This window comes from Streptomyces sp. NPDC048751, from assembly GCF_043198595.1.
Classification (GTDB): domain Bacteria; phylum Actinomycetota; class Actinomycetes; order Streptomycetales; family Streptomycetaceae; genus Streptomyces.
In genome coordinates this window covers 771,446-789,107 of sequence record NZ_JBICUX010000001.1, presented here as the reverse complement: position 1 = coordinate 789,107, position 17,662 = coordinate 771,446, and the positions used below count along the sequence as shown (strand labels likewise).

Below are 17,662 nucleotides of genomic sequence, written 5' to 3'. Positions count from 1 at the left end.
CCCCGCCGGCGGCAGTCACCCCGCCAGGTCCATCGCCTCCGCCGCTGCCTCCTCGGACCGCTGCTCGAACTGCGTCCGGTACAGCTGCGCGTAACGTCCCCCGGCGGCCAGCAGTTCTTCGTGTGTGCCACGTTCGACGATGTGGCCCGCCTCGACGACGAGGATGAGGTCGGCGGTGCGGACCGTGGAGAGGCGGTGGGCGATGACGACGGCGGTCCTGCCCTCCAGTGCCTCCGTGAGCGCCTCCTGGACGGCCGCCTCCGAGGTGTTGTCGAGGTGGGCGGTGGCCTCGTCGAGGATGACGACGCGCTGGCGGGCGAGGAGGAGGCGGGCGATGGTCATGCGCTGGCGCTCGCCGCCGGAGAGGCGGTAGCCGCGTTCGCCGACCACCGTGTCCAGGCCGTCGGGCAGGGAGCGCACGAGCTCGTCGAGACGGGCGCGGCGCAGGGCGTCCCACAGTTCGTCCTCGGTGGCGGTGGGGCGGGCGAGGAGCAGGTTGGCGCGGACGGTGTCGTGGAAGAGGTGGCCGTCCTGGGTGACCATGCCGAGGGTGGCGCGCAGCGAGGCCGCGCTCAGGTCGCGGACGTCGACGCCGCCGACGCGGACGGCACCCTCGTCGACGTCGTAGAGGCGCGGCAGCAACTGGGCCACGGTCGACTTGCCGGCGCCGGAGGAGCCGACGAGGGCGACGGTCTGGCCGGGTTCGGCGCGGAAGGAGACGCCGTGCAGGACCTCGGCGCCGCTCCGGGTGTCGAGGGAGGCGACCTCCTCCAGGGAGGCGAGGGAGACCTTGTCGGCGGCGGGGTAGCCGAAGCGGACGTCGTCGAACTCGACCGCCACCGGCCCCTCGGGCACCTCACGCGCGTCGGGCTTCTCCTCGATGAGCGGCTTGAGGTCGAGCACCTCGAAGACCCGCTCGAAGCTGACGAGGGCGCTCATCACCTCGACGCGCGCCCCGGCGAGTGCGGTGAGCGGCGCGTAGAGGCGGGTCAGCAGGAGTGCGAGGGAGACGACGGCGCCCGGCTCCAGGCTGCCGCGCAGGGCGAACCAGCCGCCGAGGCCGTAGACGAGGGCGAGGGCGAGCGCCGAGACGAGGGTCAGGGAGGTGATGAAGACGGACTGGGACGTCGCGGTACGGACGCCGATGTCACGGACGCGGCCGGCGCGGTCGGCGAACTCGGCCGCCTCCTCCTCCGGGCGCCCGAACAGCTTGATCAGGGTGGCGCCGGGTGCGGAGAACCGCTCGGTCATACGGGTGCCCATCGCCGCGTTGAGGGCGGCCGCCTCGCGCTGCATACGGGCCATGCGGGTGCCCATGCGCCGGGCCGGCACCACGAACACGGGCAGCAGCACCAGCGCGAGCAGGGTGATCTGCCAGGACAGGGTGAGCATGACGGCGAGCGTGAGGACGAGGGTGACGAGGTTGCTGACCACCCCGGACAGGGTGTTGCTGAAGGCCCGCTGAGCGCCGATGACGTCGTTGTTGAGACGACTGACCAGCGCTCCCGTACGAGTGCGTGTGAAGAACGCGACCGGCATGCGCTGCACATGATCGAACACAGCCGTCCGCAGATCGAGGATGAGCCCCTCCCCCAGGGTCGCCGACAGCCGCCGGGCCAGGACGCCGATCGCGGCCTCCGCGACGGCGATGAGCGCGATGAGAAGCGCCAGTCGTACGACGGTTCCCTCGTCGCCGTCCGACACGATCGCGTCGACGACGTGCCCGGCCAGCACCGGGGTGGCGACGGCCAGCAGGGCGGTCACCACCCCGAGCACGACGAAGAGTGCGATCCTGCGGCGGTGCGGGCGCGCGAACGCGCCGATGCGGCGCAGGGTCGCTGCGTTGAAGGGTCGGCGTTCACGCTCGGCGTTCATGACGCTGTGCAGCTGCGTCCACGCGGTGGTCTCCATGCTCATGGAGCAGAACTTAGGACCTCAAGCATCATTGAGGTCAATCCCCGCCGACCGTCCCCCCGCGCGAAGGACCCGATGACCGCACGCAATCAGCCGTCCCCGCTCCCGCAACCCGTCGTTGGCGTGATGCCGACACCCTGTCCTGATGTGACAGCGGTACCCCTCCCCGAACGGCGGCGCGTCCCCCTCCGCCAGATCCTCTGCCTGCTCCCGCTCCTGCTCGTCACCGCGGTCGCGGTCCAGCACCGGTCGGTGCTCGCCGAGGGCTTCGGTCATCTGCGGACGGCCGAGTGGCCGTGGCTGCTGGCCGCGGCCTGCGCGACCTGTCTGACCTGGGTCGCGGCGTCCTTCACCCGCCAGGGCGCCGTCATGGAGCGGCTCCCGAGACGCCGGCTGCTCGCCACGCAGTTCGCGGCCGGCGCGGCGAACCATCTCCTGCCCACCGGCCTGGGCGCGAGCGCGGTCAACCTACGGTTCATGACGATGTGCGGGGTGCCCCTGGCGCGCTCCTCGGCCGCCCTCGCCCTGTATCTGCTCGCGGAGAGCGTCGGCCGGGTCGGTCTGCTGGCCGTGCTGCTCATCGCCTTCCCCGACGCGCTGCGGCTCGGCACGCTCCTCCCCGACGACGCGCTCGGCCCCCTGCTGCTCGCCCTCGCCGTCGTCGCGGTCGTCGCGGTGACAGTCCTCACCCTCGTACGCCGTCTGCGCACGGCCCTGTGCTCCTTCCTGCGCACCGCCCTCTGCGAGGCCCGCTCGGTCCACACCCGCCCCTCCCGGGCACTCGCCCTGTGGGGCGGCTCCCTCGCCTTCCCCGCTCTCCAGGCCACCGGCCTCGCCGCGGTCGGCCAGGCCCTGGGCCTGCCGGTACCGCCCGCCCACATGGCGGTCGCGTACCTCGCCGCGACGGTCGCGGTCGCCCTCGTCCCCACCCCCGGCGGCATCGGCTCGGTGGAGGCGGCCCTGATCGTGGCCCTGGTCGCGGCGGGCGGCCCGGCCGCCGTCGCCACGGCGGTGGTGCTGGCGTACCGGATCATCACGGTGTGGGTGCCGTTGGTGCCGGGGGCGTTGACGCTGGGGGCGCTGGTGCGGTGGAAGGTGATCTGAGTCGCGCGAGACGTGCCCCAAAGGCGGGCCGGTGTCGTACGGATCCGGCCATGACCAGGCACAACGGACGGACGGCCGACGGCTGAAGGCGTTCGGGCGGTACGAACTCGCGTGCTGGATACGGCAGGATGAACGGTCACGTCGGTCGGTGGGCCGGCGTGACCGCACATCCCGGAATCGAGCAGGTGAGTACGTGACGAGACTTCACAACCGGCCGTCGGCGGATTTGTTGGCCGCGGATCGTCTTCCCGGAGGTGACCGGTGACGCGCGCGCTGACCCTGGACGATTTCATGCTCGCCGGAGTCGCCCTGGCGACGGGCCTGCTGAGCGCCTTCCTGCTGCGGACGCTGCTGCGCTGGCTGGGGAAGAAGGCCGACAGCACCCGCTGGAGCGGTGACGACGTCATCGTGGACGCGCTGCGCACGGTCGTGCCGTGGGGCGCCGTCCTCGGCGGTGCCGCGGCGGCGGGCGCGGTGCTGCCGCTGATGCGGACCGTTCAGCACAACGTCAACCAGATACTGACGGTGCTGTTCATCTTCGTGGTGACCGGGTCGGCGGCCCGGGTGATCGCAGGGCTGGTGCGGACGGTGACCCAGTCCCGCTCCGGTGTCGCGGGGTCGGCCACGATCTTCGTCAACATCACCCGGGTGCTGGTCCTGGCGATCGGCTTCCTGGTGGTGCTGCAGACGCTGGGCATCTCCATAGCGCCGATGCTCACCGCCCTCGGTGTCGGCGGTCTGGCGGTCGCCCTGGCCCTCCAGGACACCCTCGCCAACCTGTTCGCGGGCATCCACATCCTCGCCTCCAAGACCGTCCAGCCCGGCGACTACATCAAGCTCAGCAGCGGTGAGGAGGGCTACGTCGAGGACATCAACTGGCGTCAGACGACCGTCCGCGCGCTCTCCAACAACCTGGTCGTGATCCCCAACGGGGAGCTCGCGAAGACGAACATGACCAACTACATGCGTCCCGAGCAGCAGCTGACGATCCTGGTGCAGGTCGGTGTCGCCTACGACAGCGACCTGGACCACGTCGAGCGCGTGACCGTCGAGGTCGTCGCCGAGGTGATGAACGAGATCACCGGCGCCGTCCCCGATCACGAGCCGCTGGTCCGCTTCCACACCTTCGGCGACTCCCGGATCGGGTTCACCGTCATCCTCGGCGTCGGCGAGTTCAGCGACCAGTTCCGCATCAAGCACGAGTTCATCAAGCGCCTGCACCGGCGCTACCGCGAGGAGGGCATCCGTATCCCGGCGCCCACCCGCACGGTGGCGTTGCAGCAGGGCACGGTGGTGATCCCGCACCAGCGCGGCGCCGAGGAGACGGAGGCAGCGCCCTCGGCGCGCTCCGCCCGCCTCGACTGAGATCACCACAGGCCAGGGCGCCTCACGAGCGTCGCCGAGTTGTCGTGGTGGCGCCCGAGGAAGGCGCGCTCCACGGCGTGGAAGGCGTCCTCACCGATCAGCTGCCGCAGGGCATACCGGACGAGGACGCCGCCGAGGCGCGGCGACCACTTGCCCGACCGTCCGAGCGGACGATCCGGTTGCCCGGAAAGCGGTTCCCAGCCGATCTTCTGGACCTGTGTGCGGTCCCCTGTCGAGTCGTGGTCGCACACGAGATATCTTGATGTCGAGCAATGTTGCAGACGTGGAGCGGAGCACCCGGTGACTGACTCGACCATCATCTACACGCACACTGACGAGGCCCCGGCCCTGGCGACGTATTCCTTCCTGCCGGTGGTCCAGGCTTACGCCTCGCAGGCGGGTGTCACTGTGGATACCCGTGACATCTCCCTGGCCGGGCGCATCATCGCGGTCTTCCCGGAGTACCTGACCGAGGACCAGCGGATCCCGGACGCCCTGCACGAGCTGGGCGAACTGGCCAAGACGCCCGCGGCCAACATCATCAAGCTGCCGAACATCTCGGCGTCGATCCCGCAGCTCAAGGCCGCGGTCGCCGAGCTGCAGGCGCAGGGCTACGCGCTGCCGAACTACCCGGACGACCCGAAGACCGACGAGGAGCGGGACATCCAGGCCCGCTACGACAAGATCAAGGGCTCCGCGGTGAACCCGGTCCTGCGCGAGGGCAACTCCGACCGCCGTGCCCCCGCGTCGGTCAAGAACTACGCCAAGAACCACCCGCACCGCATGGGCGCCTGGACCTCCGAGTCCAAGACCAACGTGGCGACCATGGGCGAGAACGACTTCCGCTCCACCGAGAAGTCCGTCGTGATCTCCGAGGCCGGTTCGCTGCGGATCGAGCTGGTCGGCGACGACGGCACCACCAAGGTGCTGCGTGAGTCGGTACCGGTCACCGAGGGCGAGGTCGTCGACGCCTCCGTCATGCGCGTCGCCGCACTGCGCGAGTTCCTGACCGCGCAGGTCGCCAAGGCCAAGGCCGAGGGCGTGCTGTTCTCCGTGCACCTCAAGGCCACGATGATGAAGGTCTCCGACCCGATCGTCTTCGGCCACGTGGTGCGCGCCTTCTTCCCGAAGACCTTCGCGCGGTACGGCGAGGCGCTCGCCAAGGCCGGCCTGACCCCGAACGACGGTCTGGGCGGCATCTACAAGGGCCTGGAGGCCCTGCCGGAGGGCGCCGAGATCAAGGCCTCCTTCGACGCCGAGCTCGCCGAGGGCCCGGAGCTGGCGATGGTCGACTCCGACAAGGGCATCACCAACCTGCACGTCCCGTCGGACGTCATCGTCGACGCCTCCATGCCGGCCATGATCCGCACCTCCGGCCACATGTGGGGGCCGGACGGCCAGGAGGCCGACACCCTCGCGGTCCTGCCGGACTCGTCGTACGCCGGTGTCTACCAGGCCGTGATCGACGACTGCCGTGCCAACGGCGCCTACGACCCGTCGACCATGGGCTCCGTCCCGAACGTCGGCCTCATGGCGCAGAAGGCCGAGGAGTACGGCAGCCACGACAAGACCTTCGAGATCCCGACCACCGGCACGGTCCGCCTCGTCGACCAGGCCGGCAACGTGGTGATCGAGCAGACGGTCTCCGCCGGTGACATCTTCCGCGCCTGCCAGACCAAGGACGCCCCGATCAAGGACTGGGTGAAGCTGGCCGTCACCCGCGCCCGCGCCACCGGCGACCCGGCGGTGTTCTGGCTGGACGAGACCCGCGCGCACGACGCCAACCTGATCGCGAAGATCAACGCGTACCTGCCGGAGCACGACACCGAGGGCCTGGACATCCGGATCCTCGCGCCGGTGGAGGCGACCAAGCTGTCGGTGGAGCGCATCCGCCGCGGTGAGAACACCATCTCGGTGACCGGCAACGTGCTGCGTGACTACCTCACCGACCTGTTCCCGATCCTGGAGCTGGGCACCAGCGCCAAGATGCTGTCGGTCGTCCCGCTGATGGCGGGCGGCGGCCTGTTCGAGACGGGTGCCGGCGGTTCCGCGCCGAAGCACGTGCAGCAGCTCGTCAAGGAGAACTACCTGCGCTGGGACTCCCTCGGTGAGTTCTTCGCGCTCGTCCCCTCCTTCGAGCAGTACGCGACGGCCACGGGCAACACCCGCGCCAAGGTCCTCGCCGACACCCTCGACCGCGCCACGGCGACCTTCCTCAACGAGGACAAGTCCCCGACCCGTCGCGTCGGCGGCATCGACAACCGCGGCAGCCACTTCTTCCTGTCCCTGTACTGGGCGCAGGAGCTGGCCGCGCAGACCGACGACGCGGACCTGGCGAAGGCCTTCGCCCCGCTCGCCGAGACGCTCACCGCGAACGAGCAGAAGATCGTCGAGGAGCTGATCGCGGTCCAGGGCAAGCCGGCCGACATCGGCGGCTACTACCAGCCCGACCCGGCCAAGGCCGCCGCGGTCATGCGCCCGTCGGCCACGTGGAACGAGGCGCTGGCGTCCCTCTGACGCACACGGCCTGACGGGCACGGCTGCGGCCCTGCCCCACGGCCACTTCTCGCCCCGCCCCGATCGGTGTACGTGCCGGTCGGGGCGGGGCTGTCTCCACCCACCACCTTCGCGGAGCCGCCCCATGCCCCCTGCCGCACCCTCCTTCGAGCTGCTGCCCGGTGCCGGTGACTCGCCGGTGATCCTGCATGTGCCGCATTCCGCGCGGGCGATACCGGCCGACGTACGGGCCGGGATCGTGCTCGACGACGAGGCGCTGGGGCGGGAGCTGGACCACATCACGGACGCGCACACCGCCGAGATCGCCGCGCGGGCGGCTCGGCTGTCCGGTGTGGCGCCCTGGCGGTTCGTGAACCGGCTGTCGCGGCTGGTGGTCGATCCGGAGCGGTTCCCGGACGAGCGCGAGGAGATGCTCGCCGTCGGGATGGGCGCGGTGTACACGCGGACCACGCACCGCGAGGCCCTGCGGCCCGCGGACACCGACCCGGAGCCGTTGGTCGCGCGCTACTTCCGCCCGTACGCGCGGGCGATGACGGACGCGGTGGCCGACCGGCTGGCCGCGGCCGGGCGGGCCGTGATCATCGACGTGCACTCCTACCCGACCGAGCCGCTGCCCTACGAGCTGCACGGCGCGGGGCCGCGGCCACCGGTCTGCCTGGGCACCGACTCCTTCCACACCCCGCCCGAACTGCGGGACGCGGCGCGTGAGGCGTTCGCGGAGTGCGGGGAGACGGGGCTCGACAGCCCGTTCAGCGGGACCTACGTGCCGCTGGAGTTCTACAGCAGTGACCCGCGCGTGAGCGCGCTGATGGTGGAGCTCCGCCGCGACACGTACATGACCGAGCCGGGCGGCCCGTCCGGCCCCGGCCTCGACCGGCTCGCCACGGCCCTCGCACGCCTGGTCACGGCCGTCTCAGGCTGACGGGCGCCGCCTCGTCAGGCCCGCAGCCACTCGGTGACGACCACCTCCCCGCCGGTCCGCAGCCGTAGGGCGAAGGGGCCGGTGGGGGGTGTGTCGGTGGTGAAGCGGCCCATCGGGTCGGCCGTGAGCGCGGCACCCGCGCGGGGGCCGTCGAGGACCTCGATCCGGGCCGACTGGGGCGGCAGCAGCTGGCCCATCAGGCCCTCCGAGGTCACCTCGACGTCCACGGTCAGCTCGCCCGTGTCGAAGGTCAGCATCCGGGGCACGTCGATGGCCCCGCGCACGGGGATCGCGTCGACCAGCGAGTCGAAGGTGAGCTCGGCGATGCGGGCGTCGAGATCGTGCAGCGCGTACGCCTCGACGGCGATCTGCCGTAACGGGGCCGGGACGGGGTCCAGGATGGCGGCGGCTTCGCGGAGTTCCCCCTCCAGACCCTCGTCGTTGTCGTTCATCTCGTTAGTGTCGTTCGTTTCGTTCATGTCGTTCACGAGGCTCCCCGTGCGTCGAGTCGGGCTCGCAGGCGGCGCAGGCAGCGCTGGCGCAGGGGGCCGATGCTGCCCACGGCGATGCCCAGCGCGGCGGACACCTCCTGGTAGCTGGGCGGTGGCGAGGCGATCAGGACCCGCAGCAACTGACGGCATCGGTCGCCGAGTTCCTCGAACTCCTGCCACAGGAAACGGATCCGCTCGGACTGGGCGGCTGCCTCCTCCGAGTCGATCAACGACTGTTCCGGCGTACGGTCCTCGCTGACCCGGTCCAGAAGCTGCGGATCGTCCGTGGGCGTCAGCCGCCTTAAGCTCTTGATCACCTTCAGGCACTCGTGCCGCGCGGTGCTAGCCAGCCACGACCCCGCCTTGTGCGGTTCGCGGATCCGCCCGAGGTTCTGGGCGAAACGGAACCACACGGTCTGGTAGACCTCGTGGCCGTCGGCGTCGGAGAGCCGGTGGGCCCGCACCACGGACCACACCAGCGGGCTCAGCCCTTCCACCAGCGCCTTCCAGGCCGCCGCGTCACCGTCGACGGCCGACTGGACGAGCGCGCCGACATCTGTACGGTCCACGGCCCCACCCCTCGTGTACGACATGTCATCGTACGCCGCGGCCGGGGCCACCCCGGCCCTCATGCGGAGGGCGCGAGCGGCGCGACCGGGACCGGACGCCAGGTGGGCGGACGCAGTGCCGGCACGTGCGCTCCCCGCACCTCGGCGAACTCCGCGTTCACCGCGAGGAGTTGCTGTCGGGCGGCACGCGGGTCCGTCTCCTTGTGCGCCGTCATGTGGGCGGCGACGAGCCCGGCGACGACGGGGGTGGCGAAGGAGGTGCCGCTCCAGTGGGCGAACCCCTCGAACATCACCTGGTCCGGCTTGCCCGTGACGGTCTCCCGTTCCTCCGTCAGCACCCCGGTGTGGCGCGGTGACTGGCAGGTGCAGGCGTAGGTGAAGCCGTACCGGCAGGCATCGTAGGTGGAGTGCTGGTAGACGTACGGCACGGGTGTGCCGAAGCCGGTGAGGGAGCTGGTGAGGCGCTCGCCGGGGGCGTAGACCTTCACCCAGGGGCCGTGGTTGCTGAAGCAGGCGCCGAACTCGCCGTCGCCCCGTAGCGCGCCGACCGACAGCACGGCGTTCTCGTAGCCGGGCAGGGCCGCGTAGGCGGCGGGCCAGAACGGGGTGGCGCTGGCGTTGTTGCCCGCCGCAGCGATCAACAGGGTTCCCTGGTCGCGGAGTTCGCGCATGAAGGCGTCCACACCGAGCAGCCCGTCGGTACGGCCGTTGGCGGTGCCCGCGGAGAGGCTGATGATGTCGGGCCAGCCGCCCGCGTCGACGGCCTCGAAGAGCTTCTCGCCGAACTCGGACTCCAGGATGGCGCCGGCGTCGTTGAGGGTGTTGCGGGAGGTGATGTTCGTGTTGGGTGCGACGGCGGCGACGAGCCCGGCGATGAACGTGCCGTGGCCGACGTACTGCTGGAGGATCCCGTCGTCGTCGCACTCCTTGACCTGGAGGTCGCCGTCGGTGTGGGCCAGCAGCGGGTAGGAGCGGTAGTCGCGCATGAGGCCGGTGTCGACGACGAGGACGCCGACGGCCGTGTCCGGGTCGTACGGCGCCTCCGCGGCCGCGGGGTTGGGCGGTTCGGTGGCGGGCACGGGCTCGTCGCCCGGGCAGGCGTTGACCGCGATCGACACGACGTGGTTGCGGCTGATCATGCGGCGGCCGGCCCGTCCCTCCGTCTCCCGGAGGGAGCGCAGGGCGCCCGCGACGGCGTGGTCACCGCGCCGGTCGCCCTGGCCGGGGTCGGCGACCTGGATGCGGGTGATGCCGGAGCGGTTGGTCACCGGGCCCGCGCGGCGCACCTGGTCCTGGTCCAGCTCGGGGGTGGCGGTGAAGTGCGCGCGGACGGTGTCCTCGACGACGCGGGCCTCCTCGCCGTCGCGGGCGAGTACGACGCCCTTCTCGTACATGAACTCGGCGGAGTCGTCCGGCCCCATGGCGAGAGGGACGTCCGGCATGGAGCGCTGGACCTGGTCGAACTGCTCGTGGAATCGCTGTGGTGCCATGGCGTGTCCTCCAGATGAGGCGGTGGTTCGTCAATCAGAGTCGCCGACCCGTGACTTGATACAGGTGGTGCGTGACCGGTCCGTGACGGACGCGGCCGGCGCTCGGGCGGCAAAACCGGGGCGCGGCCTGTGGGGAGCTTGTCCGGAGCACTACCATCCGTGGAGTGACAGCGGGAAACGACTCGGTTCTCGAACTGCTGCCGATGGTGTTCGCCGCCCCCAACGACGCGTTGGCGGGGGCGCGCGAAGTGCTCGACACCGATCCCTCGCCGTTGCACGCCTCCGTCGCCCACCAGGTGATCGGCATCTGGCAGCGGGACTGGGGCGACATGCGTCTCGCCCTGGACCATCTGCGGCGCGCCCGGGACCTCGCGGCCCGCGCGGACTCGGCCGAGCGGGAGGCGGACGTCCTCGGCACCCTCGGTGTGGCGCTGGTCCACGCGGGCCGCACCCGGCAGGGCCTCGACGCGTTCGAGCGGGGTGTCGAGCGCGGCTCGGGCCACACCCGCGCGCGCGTGCTGTACCGCCGGGCCTACGTGTGGTGGGTGCTCGGCCATCACCGTGAGGCGCTGGAGGACGTACGGCGGGCGATACCCGTGCTGCGGCAGGCGGACGACGTCATCTGGACGGCGCGGGCGCTGACCCTGCGCGCGACCGTGCACCTGGCGCTCGGCGCGGTGGACCGGGCGGACGCCGACTTCACGGCGGCCGAGGCGCTGTGGGACACCACCGGCCAGGAGCACGACAAGGCCGACGCCGTGGAGAGCCGGGGGCTCGCCGCGTTCCGGTCGGGCGACATCCCGGCGGCGCTGCGGTTGCTGGACGACGCCGAGGAGCGGTACGCCAAGCTGGGCACGCCGACGTTCATGCTGCAGATCCGGCGCTGCGAGGTGCTGATGGCGGCCGGTCTCGCGCCGGAGGCGCTGGCCGAGGCGGACGCGGCGATCGGAGTGCTGGACGGGATCGGCGGGCAGTCCACGCGGAAGGCGGAGCTGCTGCTGGCGGCGGCGCGGGCCGCCCGGCGGGCGGGTGATCCGCACACGGCGATCGCGCGTGCGCATCTGGCGGTTCGGCTGTTCGCGGGACAGCGGCGCACCTGGTGGGAGACGCACGCGCGGCTGGTGCTGATCGAGGCGCGGGTCGCCGCCGGGCGCGGCTCGGGCCGGCTGGTCGCCGACACGGCGGCGGTGGCGGAGCGGCTGGCCTCCTTCGGGGCGCCGGCCGCGCCGGAGGCCTCGCTGCTCGCGGGCCGGATCGCGCTCGATCTGGGCTGGACGACGGACGCGGAGCGGCATCTGGCGGTCGCCGCGCGCAGCAGACACAGCGGGCCGCCCCTGGCGCGGATGACGGGCTGGGCGGCGCAGGCGCTGCGGGCGTGGGCGGCCGGGTCCGGCCGGGGTGTGCTGGAGGCGTGCCGACGCGGTCTGGACGTGCTCGACGACCACCGGATGACCCTCGGCGCCTCGGAGTTGCGGGCCCGCGCCACGGAGCAGGGGGCGGAGCTGGCGGCGCTGGCGCAGCGGGCGAGCCTCGCCGGGGGCGGGCCGCGGCGGCTGCTGGTGTGGAGCGAGCGCTGGCGGGCCACGGTACTGGCCGCGCCGCCGACGCGGCCGCCGGCCGACCCCTCGCTGCTGAGCGGGCTGACCGCGTTCCGGGAGATCGCCTCCCGCGCGGAGGCCGCCCGGATGGAGGGCCGCCCGGTGCCGGCGCTGGAGCGGGAGCAGCGGCGCCTGGAACGGGAGGTGCGGTCCCGGACGCTGCACATGCGCGGTGACGCGCCGGGGGACGGCAGCCGGTTCGACGCCGGGCGGCTGCTGGAGCGGCTCGGCGACGGTGACGGGCGGTTGGTCGAGCTGGCCGTGCTCGACGGGCGGGTGCAGGTGCTGCTGTGCGGGCGGGGACGGGTCCGGCGGTTCGAGGCCGGTCTGCTCGCGGAGGCGGAGGCCGAGGCCGAGCATGTGCAGGCCGGGCTGCGGCGGCTGGCGCACCCCGGGGCGGAGGCCCGGCTGCCGCTGGTGGAGGCGGCGGGGCGACGCCTGGAGGAGCTGCTGCTGGGTCCTGCCGCCGCGCGGCTGGGCGACGGGCCGGTCGTGGTCGTACCGCCGGGGCGGCTGCACCGGGTGCCGTGGGCGCTGCTGCCGTCGCTGCGGGAGCGGGTGGTGAGTGTGTCGCCGTCGGCGGGGAGCTGGCTGCGGGCGCGCGAGACGGAGCCGCCGCCGGGTGGGCGGCACGTGCTGGTGCGGGGCCCCGGCCTGGCCACGGGAGGCGCGGAGGTGCCGGAACTGGCGGGCCGCTACGGTACGCCGACCGTCCTGGAGTACGACGACGCGCGTGTGCCCCGCGTCCTGGACGCGCTCGACGGGGCCGCGCTGGCGCACATCGCCGCGCACGGCACGTTCCGCGCGGACAGCCCCCTGTTCTCGTCCCTGCGGATGGCCGACGGCCCCCTCATCGTCCACGACTTCGAACGCCTCGCCCGCAGCCCGTACCGGATCATCCTCTCCTGCTGCGACACGGCCCGCTTCGCCTCGGTGGGCGCGGACGAACTCCTCGGCCTGGTCACCGCGTTGCTCCCGTTGGGCACGGCGGGGGTGGTGGCGAGCACCGCCCCTGTCAACGACGCCGCCGTGGTCCCGCTCATGCTCGCCCTCCACAAGGGCCTGACCACCGGCCAGTCCCTCGCGGAGGCCCTGCGTGACGCCCGCACCACGCTCCCCGAGGACGCCGTTCACCAGGCGACGGGGTGGGCGTTCACGGCGTTCGGAGCGGCCTGAGCGGGGCGGTGTGAGCGGGGCGGTGTGAGCGGCTGGGGGTCAGGCTGACTGTGCGTCCGGCTGTTCGAGCAGCCACGGGAGTGCTCCGCGGTCGCTCGCGCCGAGGCGGGTGTAGGCGCTGTAGAGGTGGTTGCCGACGGTGCGGACGGAGAGGGTGAGGCGTTCGGCGATCTGCCGGTTGGTCAGCCCGGCGGCGGCGAGGCCGACGATCTGCCGCTGGCGCGCGGTGAGTTCGCCGAGGACCAGGGCGGACAGGGCCGGCGTGCGGGCGCCCTGACAGCGTCGGACCAGGGCGACGGCACGGGTGCGGGAGGCGCGGGAGGCGGCGGGGTCCCGGTGCGCCCGTACGGCCTGGGCGTACGCCTCGGCCGCGAACAGCAGGAAGCCGCGCTCCTCCAGGGCCCGCGCGGCCCGGTCCAGGGCGGGACCGTCGGTACGGGCCAGCGCTTCGGCGTGGCGGGCGAAGACACTGCCGACGGGGAGCCGACCGACGGCACGCTCGGGGGCGCCGAGGCGGACGGCGTCGTAGGCGTCGGCTTCGGTGATCCTCTCCAGCGCGGTCGCGATGTCGCCCCGGGCGGCCGCCGACCACGCGGACCAGGCGGGCGGTTGCCGGCAGGTGCTGGTCACCTCGCCCGACTGGGCGGCGGCCAGGACCAGTTCCGCGTGGCACTCCTCGTCCTCCGGTGCGTGCCGGGCCCACGCCGCCGCCTCGCGCAGTTCTCCCCGCAGCCGACAGAAGCGGGCGCGTACGGCCGCGTAACCGGCGGGCACCGGCGCGCCCTCCTCGGCGAGCCACTCCCCCACCGGGGCCGGCAGCGGGCGTACGTCGGCGGAGTCGATGCGGTGTTCCAGTGCGGCCTGTTCGGACTTCAGGGCGAGGGAGCGGTCGGCCGGGGGGCGGGCGAGGCGCCGCGCGCGCAACCGGCCGGCCGCGGCCCGCAGAGCCGGTCCGTGCAGGGGGTGGGCGAGGCGGACGGTTCCGGCGTCGTCGACGTGGACCAGGCCGTGGGACTCGAGGTGTTCGAGGACGCGGAGGTCGCAGGTGTCGACGTCCACGGGGAGGGGTTCGGCGAAGGCCAGCCGGTCGAGGGTCTCGCGCTCATCGGGTTCCGTGCGGTCCAGGACCGGCGCGGCGTGTTCCCGGAGGGCCGTCGTCAGGGGGACCGGGCCGCGCCAGGCCCGTTCGCCGGTGTCGGGGTCCCGCGTGAGGCGTCCCCGCTCGCGCAGCGCGCCCAGCAGGTGCCGCAGCAGCCGTAGGTCGCCCCCGCACAGGCGGTGCAGCCGGTTCGCGGTGAGGGGGTCCACGGGGCCGCCTGCGCCCGCGGTCAGCAGGTCGTCCGTCTCCTCCCGGGGCAGCGGTTCCAGGGCCAGGCGCGGCAGCAGCTCACCGGTCCACAGCCGCGTCACCGCGCCGGGGGCGGTCACGCCGTCGGTGGCGACGACCAGCAGGCGGGTGCGTCCGTGCACCGCGAGCTGGTGGACGAGCGCGGCGGAGTCGTCGTCGAGCAGGTGGGCGTCGTCGACCAGCAACAGCCGTACGCCGGAGAGCAGTCGGACCGCGCGGGGCAGTGAGACGTCGTCGGGCAGGAGGTGCGCGAACGCGGCGAAGGGGATGTGCCGGCTCTCGGGCGTGCCCGCGACCCCGGCGCAGTCGGCACCGCGTACGGCCTCGGTGACCAGCCGGGTCTTGCCGCAGCCCGCGGGGCCGGTCACCACGAGGCCGCTCCGTCCGCCCGCCGTGCACCGGCGGACCAGTTCCAGCTCCTCCTCCCGTCCGGTGAACGGCCAGGCCGGCTCCAGCGTCTTCGCGTCCCGCGGGAAAGTCGTCACGGTAACGGGAGTGCGCATACTCATTCCTGATACAGGGCGACTTGAGTAGCCCCCGACTCAGGCGCCCGGGCGGCCGACGACGGCACTGTGGAGCCATGACCGGACGCTACTGCTCCCTCGCGCAGCAGCCGGCCCCCGCGTTCGCACCGGGGCTGGCGGCCGAGCGGCTCGGTGCGCTCATCGGGGGACGTCCGATGTGGGTCAACGGCACGGTCCTGCACTACTTCTTCTTCGACGGCGACACCGACGGCTCCGTGATTCCCGTACCGGGAACCGGGGAGGTACGGCGGGTGTCGTGGGTCGGCGCCAAGGAGCAGCGGGACGTGGTGCGCGAGTGCTTCAAGGAGTGGCAGGACCTCGGTGTCGGGCTCGCCTTCACCGAGGTCGAGGACCGCTCGGAGGCCGAACTGCGCATCGGGTTCCAGCTCGGCGACGGCTCCTGGTCGACGGTCGGCAGGGACGCGCTCCAGGTCGGCCTCAACGAACGCACCATGAACTTCGGCTGGGACCTGACCGCGCCCGGGGAGCGCGGGACGGCCCTGCACGAGATCGGTCACGCGCTGGGCATGCTGCACGAGCACCAGAGCCCGTTCGCCGGGATCCACTGGGACGACGAGGCCGTGTACGCCGATCTGGCGGGCCCGCCGAACTTCTGGAGCCGGGACAGGACGTTCTTCAACATCCTGCGCAAGCTGGACCCGGCCGAGGTCAACGGCTCGGTCTGGGACCCGCTGTCCATCATGGAGTACCCCTTCTCGTCGGGGCTGATCCTGGAGCCGGAGCAGTTCCGCAGGGGCGTGCACCCGCCCGGCACGCTCTCGCCCCTCGACAAGGAGTTCGTGCTCCGCTGGTACCCGCCGACCGGCCCCTCCCGGCCGCCCGCGCTGGTGCCGTTCCGCTCGGTGCCGCTGCGGCTCGCCCCGGGCGGGCAGGCCGACTTCACCGTCGAGCCGACGGAGACCCGCGACTACACCGTGGGCACCTTCGGTGACGGCGACACCGTCGTCGTGCTCTTCGAGGAACGGGACGGGGACCCCCGCTTCCTCGCCGGACAGGACGACGGGGGCGCCCCGCACAACGCCACGATCAGGACCCGGCTCGTGAAGGGCCGCCGCTACTTCGTCCGCGTGCGCCTGTACTCCAGCTGGGGGTCGGGCGAGACGGCGGTCATGTGCTGGTGACAGCACGGACCGGCCGCACGCGGGCGGTTGGACCACAGTCCGGCGCCGGGGGAACGGTCGCGGACGTCACCTTCGGGGGAGGGTGACGTCCGCGACCACGCCACGCGGTGTGGCATCACGCGGCGTCGACGTCCCGCGCGTCCGGGTGTGCGAGGCCGAGGTGGTCGCGCAGGGTCGTGCCCTCGTACTCGGTGCGGAAGACGCCCTGTTCCTGCAAGAGCGGTACGACCTTGTCGGCGAACTCGTCGAGGCCGCTCGGGGTGATGTGCGGGACGAGGATGAAGCCGTCGCTCGCGTCGGCCTGGACGTACTCGTTGATGGTCCTGGCAACGGTGGCCGGTGAACCGATGAAGTTCTGGCGGTTGCCGGTCTCGATGACCAGGTCGCGGATGGACCAGTTGTGGGCGGCCGCCAGCTCCCGCCACTCACGGGCCGTGGCCAGCGGATCGCGGTACATGCGGACCTGGGCGCGGCCGCGGGAGACGGTGTGTTCGCCGAGCAGCGGGTCGATGTCCGGGAGCGGTCCGTCCGGGTCGTACGAGGAGAGGTCCCGGTTCCAGACCCACTCCAGGTGCTTGATGGCGGTCGCCCCGCTGACCTGCTGGCGGCGTACCTCGTGGGCGATCTCCTCCGCCTCCGCGTCGGTGTCGCCGAGGACGAAGCTCGCGGCGGGCAGGATGAGCAACTGGTCGGGGCGGCGGCCGTACCTGGCGAGGCGGGACTTGACGTCCGTGTAGAAGGCCCGGCCGGTGTCGAGGGTGGCGTACCGGCTGAAGATGGCGTCGGCGTCGGCCGCGGCGAACTCGCGGCCCTCGTCGGAGTCGCCCGCCTGGAAGATCACCGGGCGGCCCTGGGGGCTGCGCGGGACGTTGAACCGGCCGTGGATGTCGAAGTGCCGGCCCTCGTGGACGAAGGCGCCGGCCTTGGCGTCGCTGAGGAAGGTGCCTGTGGCCTGGTCGGCGACGATCTCGTCGCCCCGCCAGGAGTCGAAGAGCTCGTGCGCCGTGGCCAGGAACTCCTTGGCGCGGGAGTAGCGCTCGTCCTGCGGCAGGAAGCCGCCGCGGCGGAAGTTCTCGCCGGTGAAGGCGTCCCAGGAGGTGACCACGTTCCAGGCGGCGCGGCCGCCGGAGAGGTGGTCGAGGGCGGCGAACTGGCGGGCCACCTCGTAGGGCTCGTTGAAGGTGGAGTTGATGGTTCCGGTCAGGCCGAGGTGCTCGGTGACGGCGGCGAGCGCGGAGAGGACGGTGAAGGTGTCGGGGCGGCCGACGACGTCCAGGTCGTAGATCTCGCCGCCCTGTTCGCGGAGCCTGAGTCCCTCGGCGAGGAACAGGAAGTCGAACTTGGCGCGTTCGGCGGTCTGCGCGAAGTGGGCGAAGGAGCTGAACTCTATGTGGCTGCCGGCCTTCGGGTCGCTCCACACGGTGGTGTTGTTGACGCCGGGGAAGTGCGCTGCCAGGTGGATCTGCTTCAGCGGCTTGCTGGTCATGTCGGTGCGGGTCCTT

Annotated in this window: 13 protein-coding genes; 6 read left to right on the top strand and 7 right to left on the bottom strand. The window is 72.5% G+C overall.

The window, feature by feature from the left end:
* Positions 1-15: 15 nt before the first annotated feature.
* Positions 16-1,911 carry an ABC transporter ATP-binding protein gene (locus ACGFNV_RS03530; protein ID WP_393620003.1) on the bottom strand — a complete coding sequence of 632 codons (1,896 nt, stop codon included), beginning with the start codon at positions 1,909-1,911 and terminating at the stop codon, positions 16-18.
* Between the two features lie 129 nt (positions 1,912-2,040).
* Here ACGFNV_RS03530 and ACGFNV_RS03525 point away from each other — a divergent pair, with 129 nt between their 5' ends.
* Positions 2,041-3,018: a YbhN family protein gene (locus ACGFNV_RS03525; RefSeq protein ID WP_393620001.1), complete on the top strand. Its 978-nt coding sequence runs from the start codon at positions 2,041-2,043 to the stop codon at positions 3,016-3,018.
* Positions 3,019-3,279: 261 nt separating this feature from the next.
* A complete protein-coding gene (locus tag ACGFNV_RS03520; RefSeq protein WP_393619018.1) occupies positions 3,280-4,383 on the top strand; it encodes a mechanosensitive ion channel family protein in 1,104 nt (367 codons plus the stop codon).
* A gap of 2 nt (positions 4,384-4,385) precedes the next feature.
* Here the strand turns inward: ACGFNV_RS03520 and ACGFNV_RS03515 are convergent, their stop codons facing one another.
* The gene (locus ACGFNV_RS03515) at positions 4,386-4,634 is read right to left on the bottom strand and encodes a hypothetical protein (RefSeq protein WP_393619016.1); all 249 of its coding nucleotides are present in this window, start codon (positions 4,632-4,634) and stop codon (positions 4,386-4,388) included.
* A 49-nt stretch (positions 4,635-4,683) separates the two neighbouring features.
* Here ACGFNV_RS03515 and ACGFNV_RS03510 point away from each other — a divergent pair, with 49 nt between their 5' ends.
* Positions 4,684-6,900, top strand: coding sequence for an NADP-dependent isocitrate dehydrogenase (locus ACGFNV_RS03510; protein WP_393619014.1), 2,217 nt, complete (start codon positions 4,684-4,686; stop codon positions 6,898-6,900).
* A gap of 124 nt (positions 6,901-7,024) precedes the next feature.
* The gene (locus ACGFNV_RS03505) at positions 7,025-7,822 is read left to right on the top strand and encodes an N-formylglutamate amidohydrolase (protein WP_393619012.1); all 798 of its coding nucleotides are present in this window, start codon (positions 7,025-7,027) and stop codon (positions 7,820-7,822) included.
* A gap of 14 nt (positions 7,823-7,836) precedes the next feature.
* Here ACGFNV_RS03505 and ACGFNV_RS03500 read toward each other — a convergent pair whose 3' ends face one another.
* Genes ACGFNV_RS03500 through ACGFNV_RS03490 form a run of 3 tightly spaced genes read right to left on the bottom strand, consistent with a single transcriptional unit; the run spans position 7,837 to position 10,372 of the window.
* A complete protein-coding gene (locus tag ACGFNV_RS03500; RefSeq protein WP_393619010.1) occupies positions 7,837-8,274 on the bottom strand; it encodes a hypothetical protein in 438 nt (145 codons plus the stop codon).
* Positions 8,275-8,306: 32 nt separating this feature from the next.
* Positions 8,307-8,882, bottom strand: coding sequence for a sigma-70 family RNA polymerase sigma factor (locus ACGFNV_RS03495; protein ID WP_133925459.1), 576 nt, complete (start codon positions 8,880-8,882; stop codon positions 8,307-8,309).
* A 59-nt stretch (positions 8,883-8,941) separates the two neighbouring features.
* On the bottom strand, positions 8,942-10,372 hold the full coding sequence (locus tag ACGFNV_RS03490) for a S8/S53 family peptidase (RefSeq protein ID WP_393619009.1): 1,431 nt from the start codon (positions 10,370-10,372) through the stop codon (positions 8,942-8,944).
* Positions 10,373-10,575: 203 nt separating this feature from the next.
* Between ACGFNV_RS03490 and ACGFNV_RS03485 the strand changes: the two genes are divergently transcribed.
* Entirely contained in the window at positions 10,576-13,146 is a 2,571-nt protein-coding gene (locus tag ACGFNV_RS03485) for a CHAT domain-containing protein (RefSeq protein ID WP_393620000.1), read from the top strand.
* 39 nt (positions 13,147-13,185) lie between these two features.
* Here the strand turns inward: ACGFNV_RS03485 and ACGFNV_RS03480 are convergent, their stop codons facing one another.
* Positions 13,186-14,997 carry a LuxR C-terminal-related transcriptional regulator gene (locus ACGFNV_RS03480; protein ID WP_393619008.1) on the bottom strand — a complete coding sequence of 604 codons (1,812 nt, stop codon included), beginning with the start codon at positions 14,995-14,997 and terminating at the stop codon, positions 13,186-13,188.
* Positions 14,998-15,074: 77 nt separating this feature from the next.
* Here ACGFNV_RS03480 and ACGFNV_RS03475 point away from each other — a divergent pair, with 77 nt between their 5' ends.
* The gene (locus ACGFNV_RS03475) at positions 15,075-16,160 is read left to right on the top strand and encodes a M12 family metallopeptidase (RefSeq protein WP_393619007.1); all 1,086 of its coding nucleotides are present in this window, start codon (positions 15,075-15,077) and stop codon (positions 16,158-16,160) included.
* Between the two features lie 115 nt (positions 16,161-16,275).
* Here the strand turns inward: ACGFNV_RS03475 and ACGFNV_RS03470 are convergent, their stop codons facing one another.
* The gene (locus ACGFNV_RS03470; protein WP_393619005.1) at positions 16,276-17,646 is read right to left on the bottom strand and encodes an NtaA/DmoA family FMN-dependent monooxygenase; all 1,371 of its coding nucleotides are present in this window, start codon (positions 17,644-17,646) and stop codon (positions 16,276-16,278) included.
* Between the last annotated feature and the right edge of the window lie 16 nt (positions 17,647-17,662).

Bases quoted from the DNA above. Each gene is read 5' to 3' on its own strand.
- ACGFNV_RS03475 (WP_393619007.1), top strand. From the start codon at position 15,075: ATGACCGGACGCTACTGCTCCCTCGCGCAGCAGCCGGCCCCCGCGTTC.
- ACGFNV_RS03470 (WP_393619005.1), bottom strand. From the start codon at position 17,646: ATGACCAGCAAGCCGCTGAAGCAGATCCACCTGGCAGCGCACTTCCCC.
- ACGFNV_RS03480 (WP_393619008.1), bottom strand. From the start codon at position 14,997: ATGCGCACTCCCGTTACCGTGACGACTTTCCCGCGGGACGCGAAGACG.
- ACGFNV_RS03530 (WP_393620003.1), bottom strand. From the start codon at position 1,911: ATGGAGACCACCGCGTGGACGCAGCTGCACAGCGTCATGAACGCCGAG.
- ACGFNV_RS03490 (WP_393619009.1), bottom strand. From the start codon at position 10,372: ATGGCACCACAGCGATTCCACGAGCAGTTCGACCAGGTCCAGCGCTCC.
- ACGFNV_RS03500 (WP_393619010.1), bottom strand. From the start codon at position 8,274: ATGAACGACAACGACGAGGGTCTGGAGGGGGAACTCCGCGAAGCCGCC.
- ACGFNV_RS03505 (WP_393619012.1), top strand. From the start codon at position 7,025: ATGCCCCCTGCCGCACCCTCCTTCGAGCTGCTGCCCGGTGCCGGTGAC.
- ACGFNV_RS03525 (WP_393620001.1), top strand. From the start codon at position 2,041: ATGCCGACACCCTGTCCTGATGTGACAGCGGTACCCCTCCCCGAACGG.
- ACGFNV_RS03485 (WP_393620000.1), top strand. From the start codon at position 10,576: ATGGTGTTCGCCGCCCCCAACGACGCGTTGGCGGGGGCGCGCGAAGTG.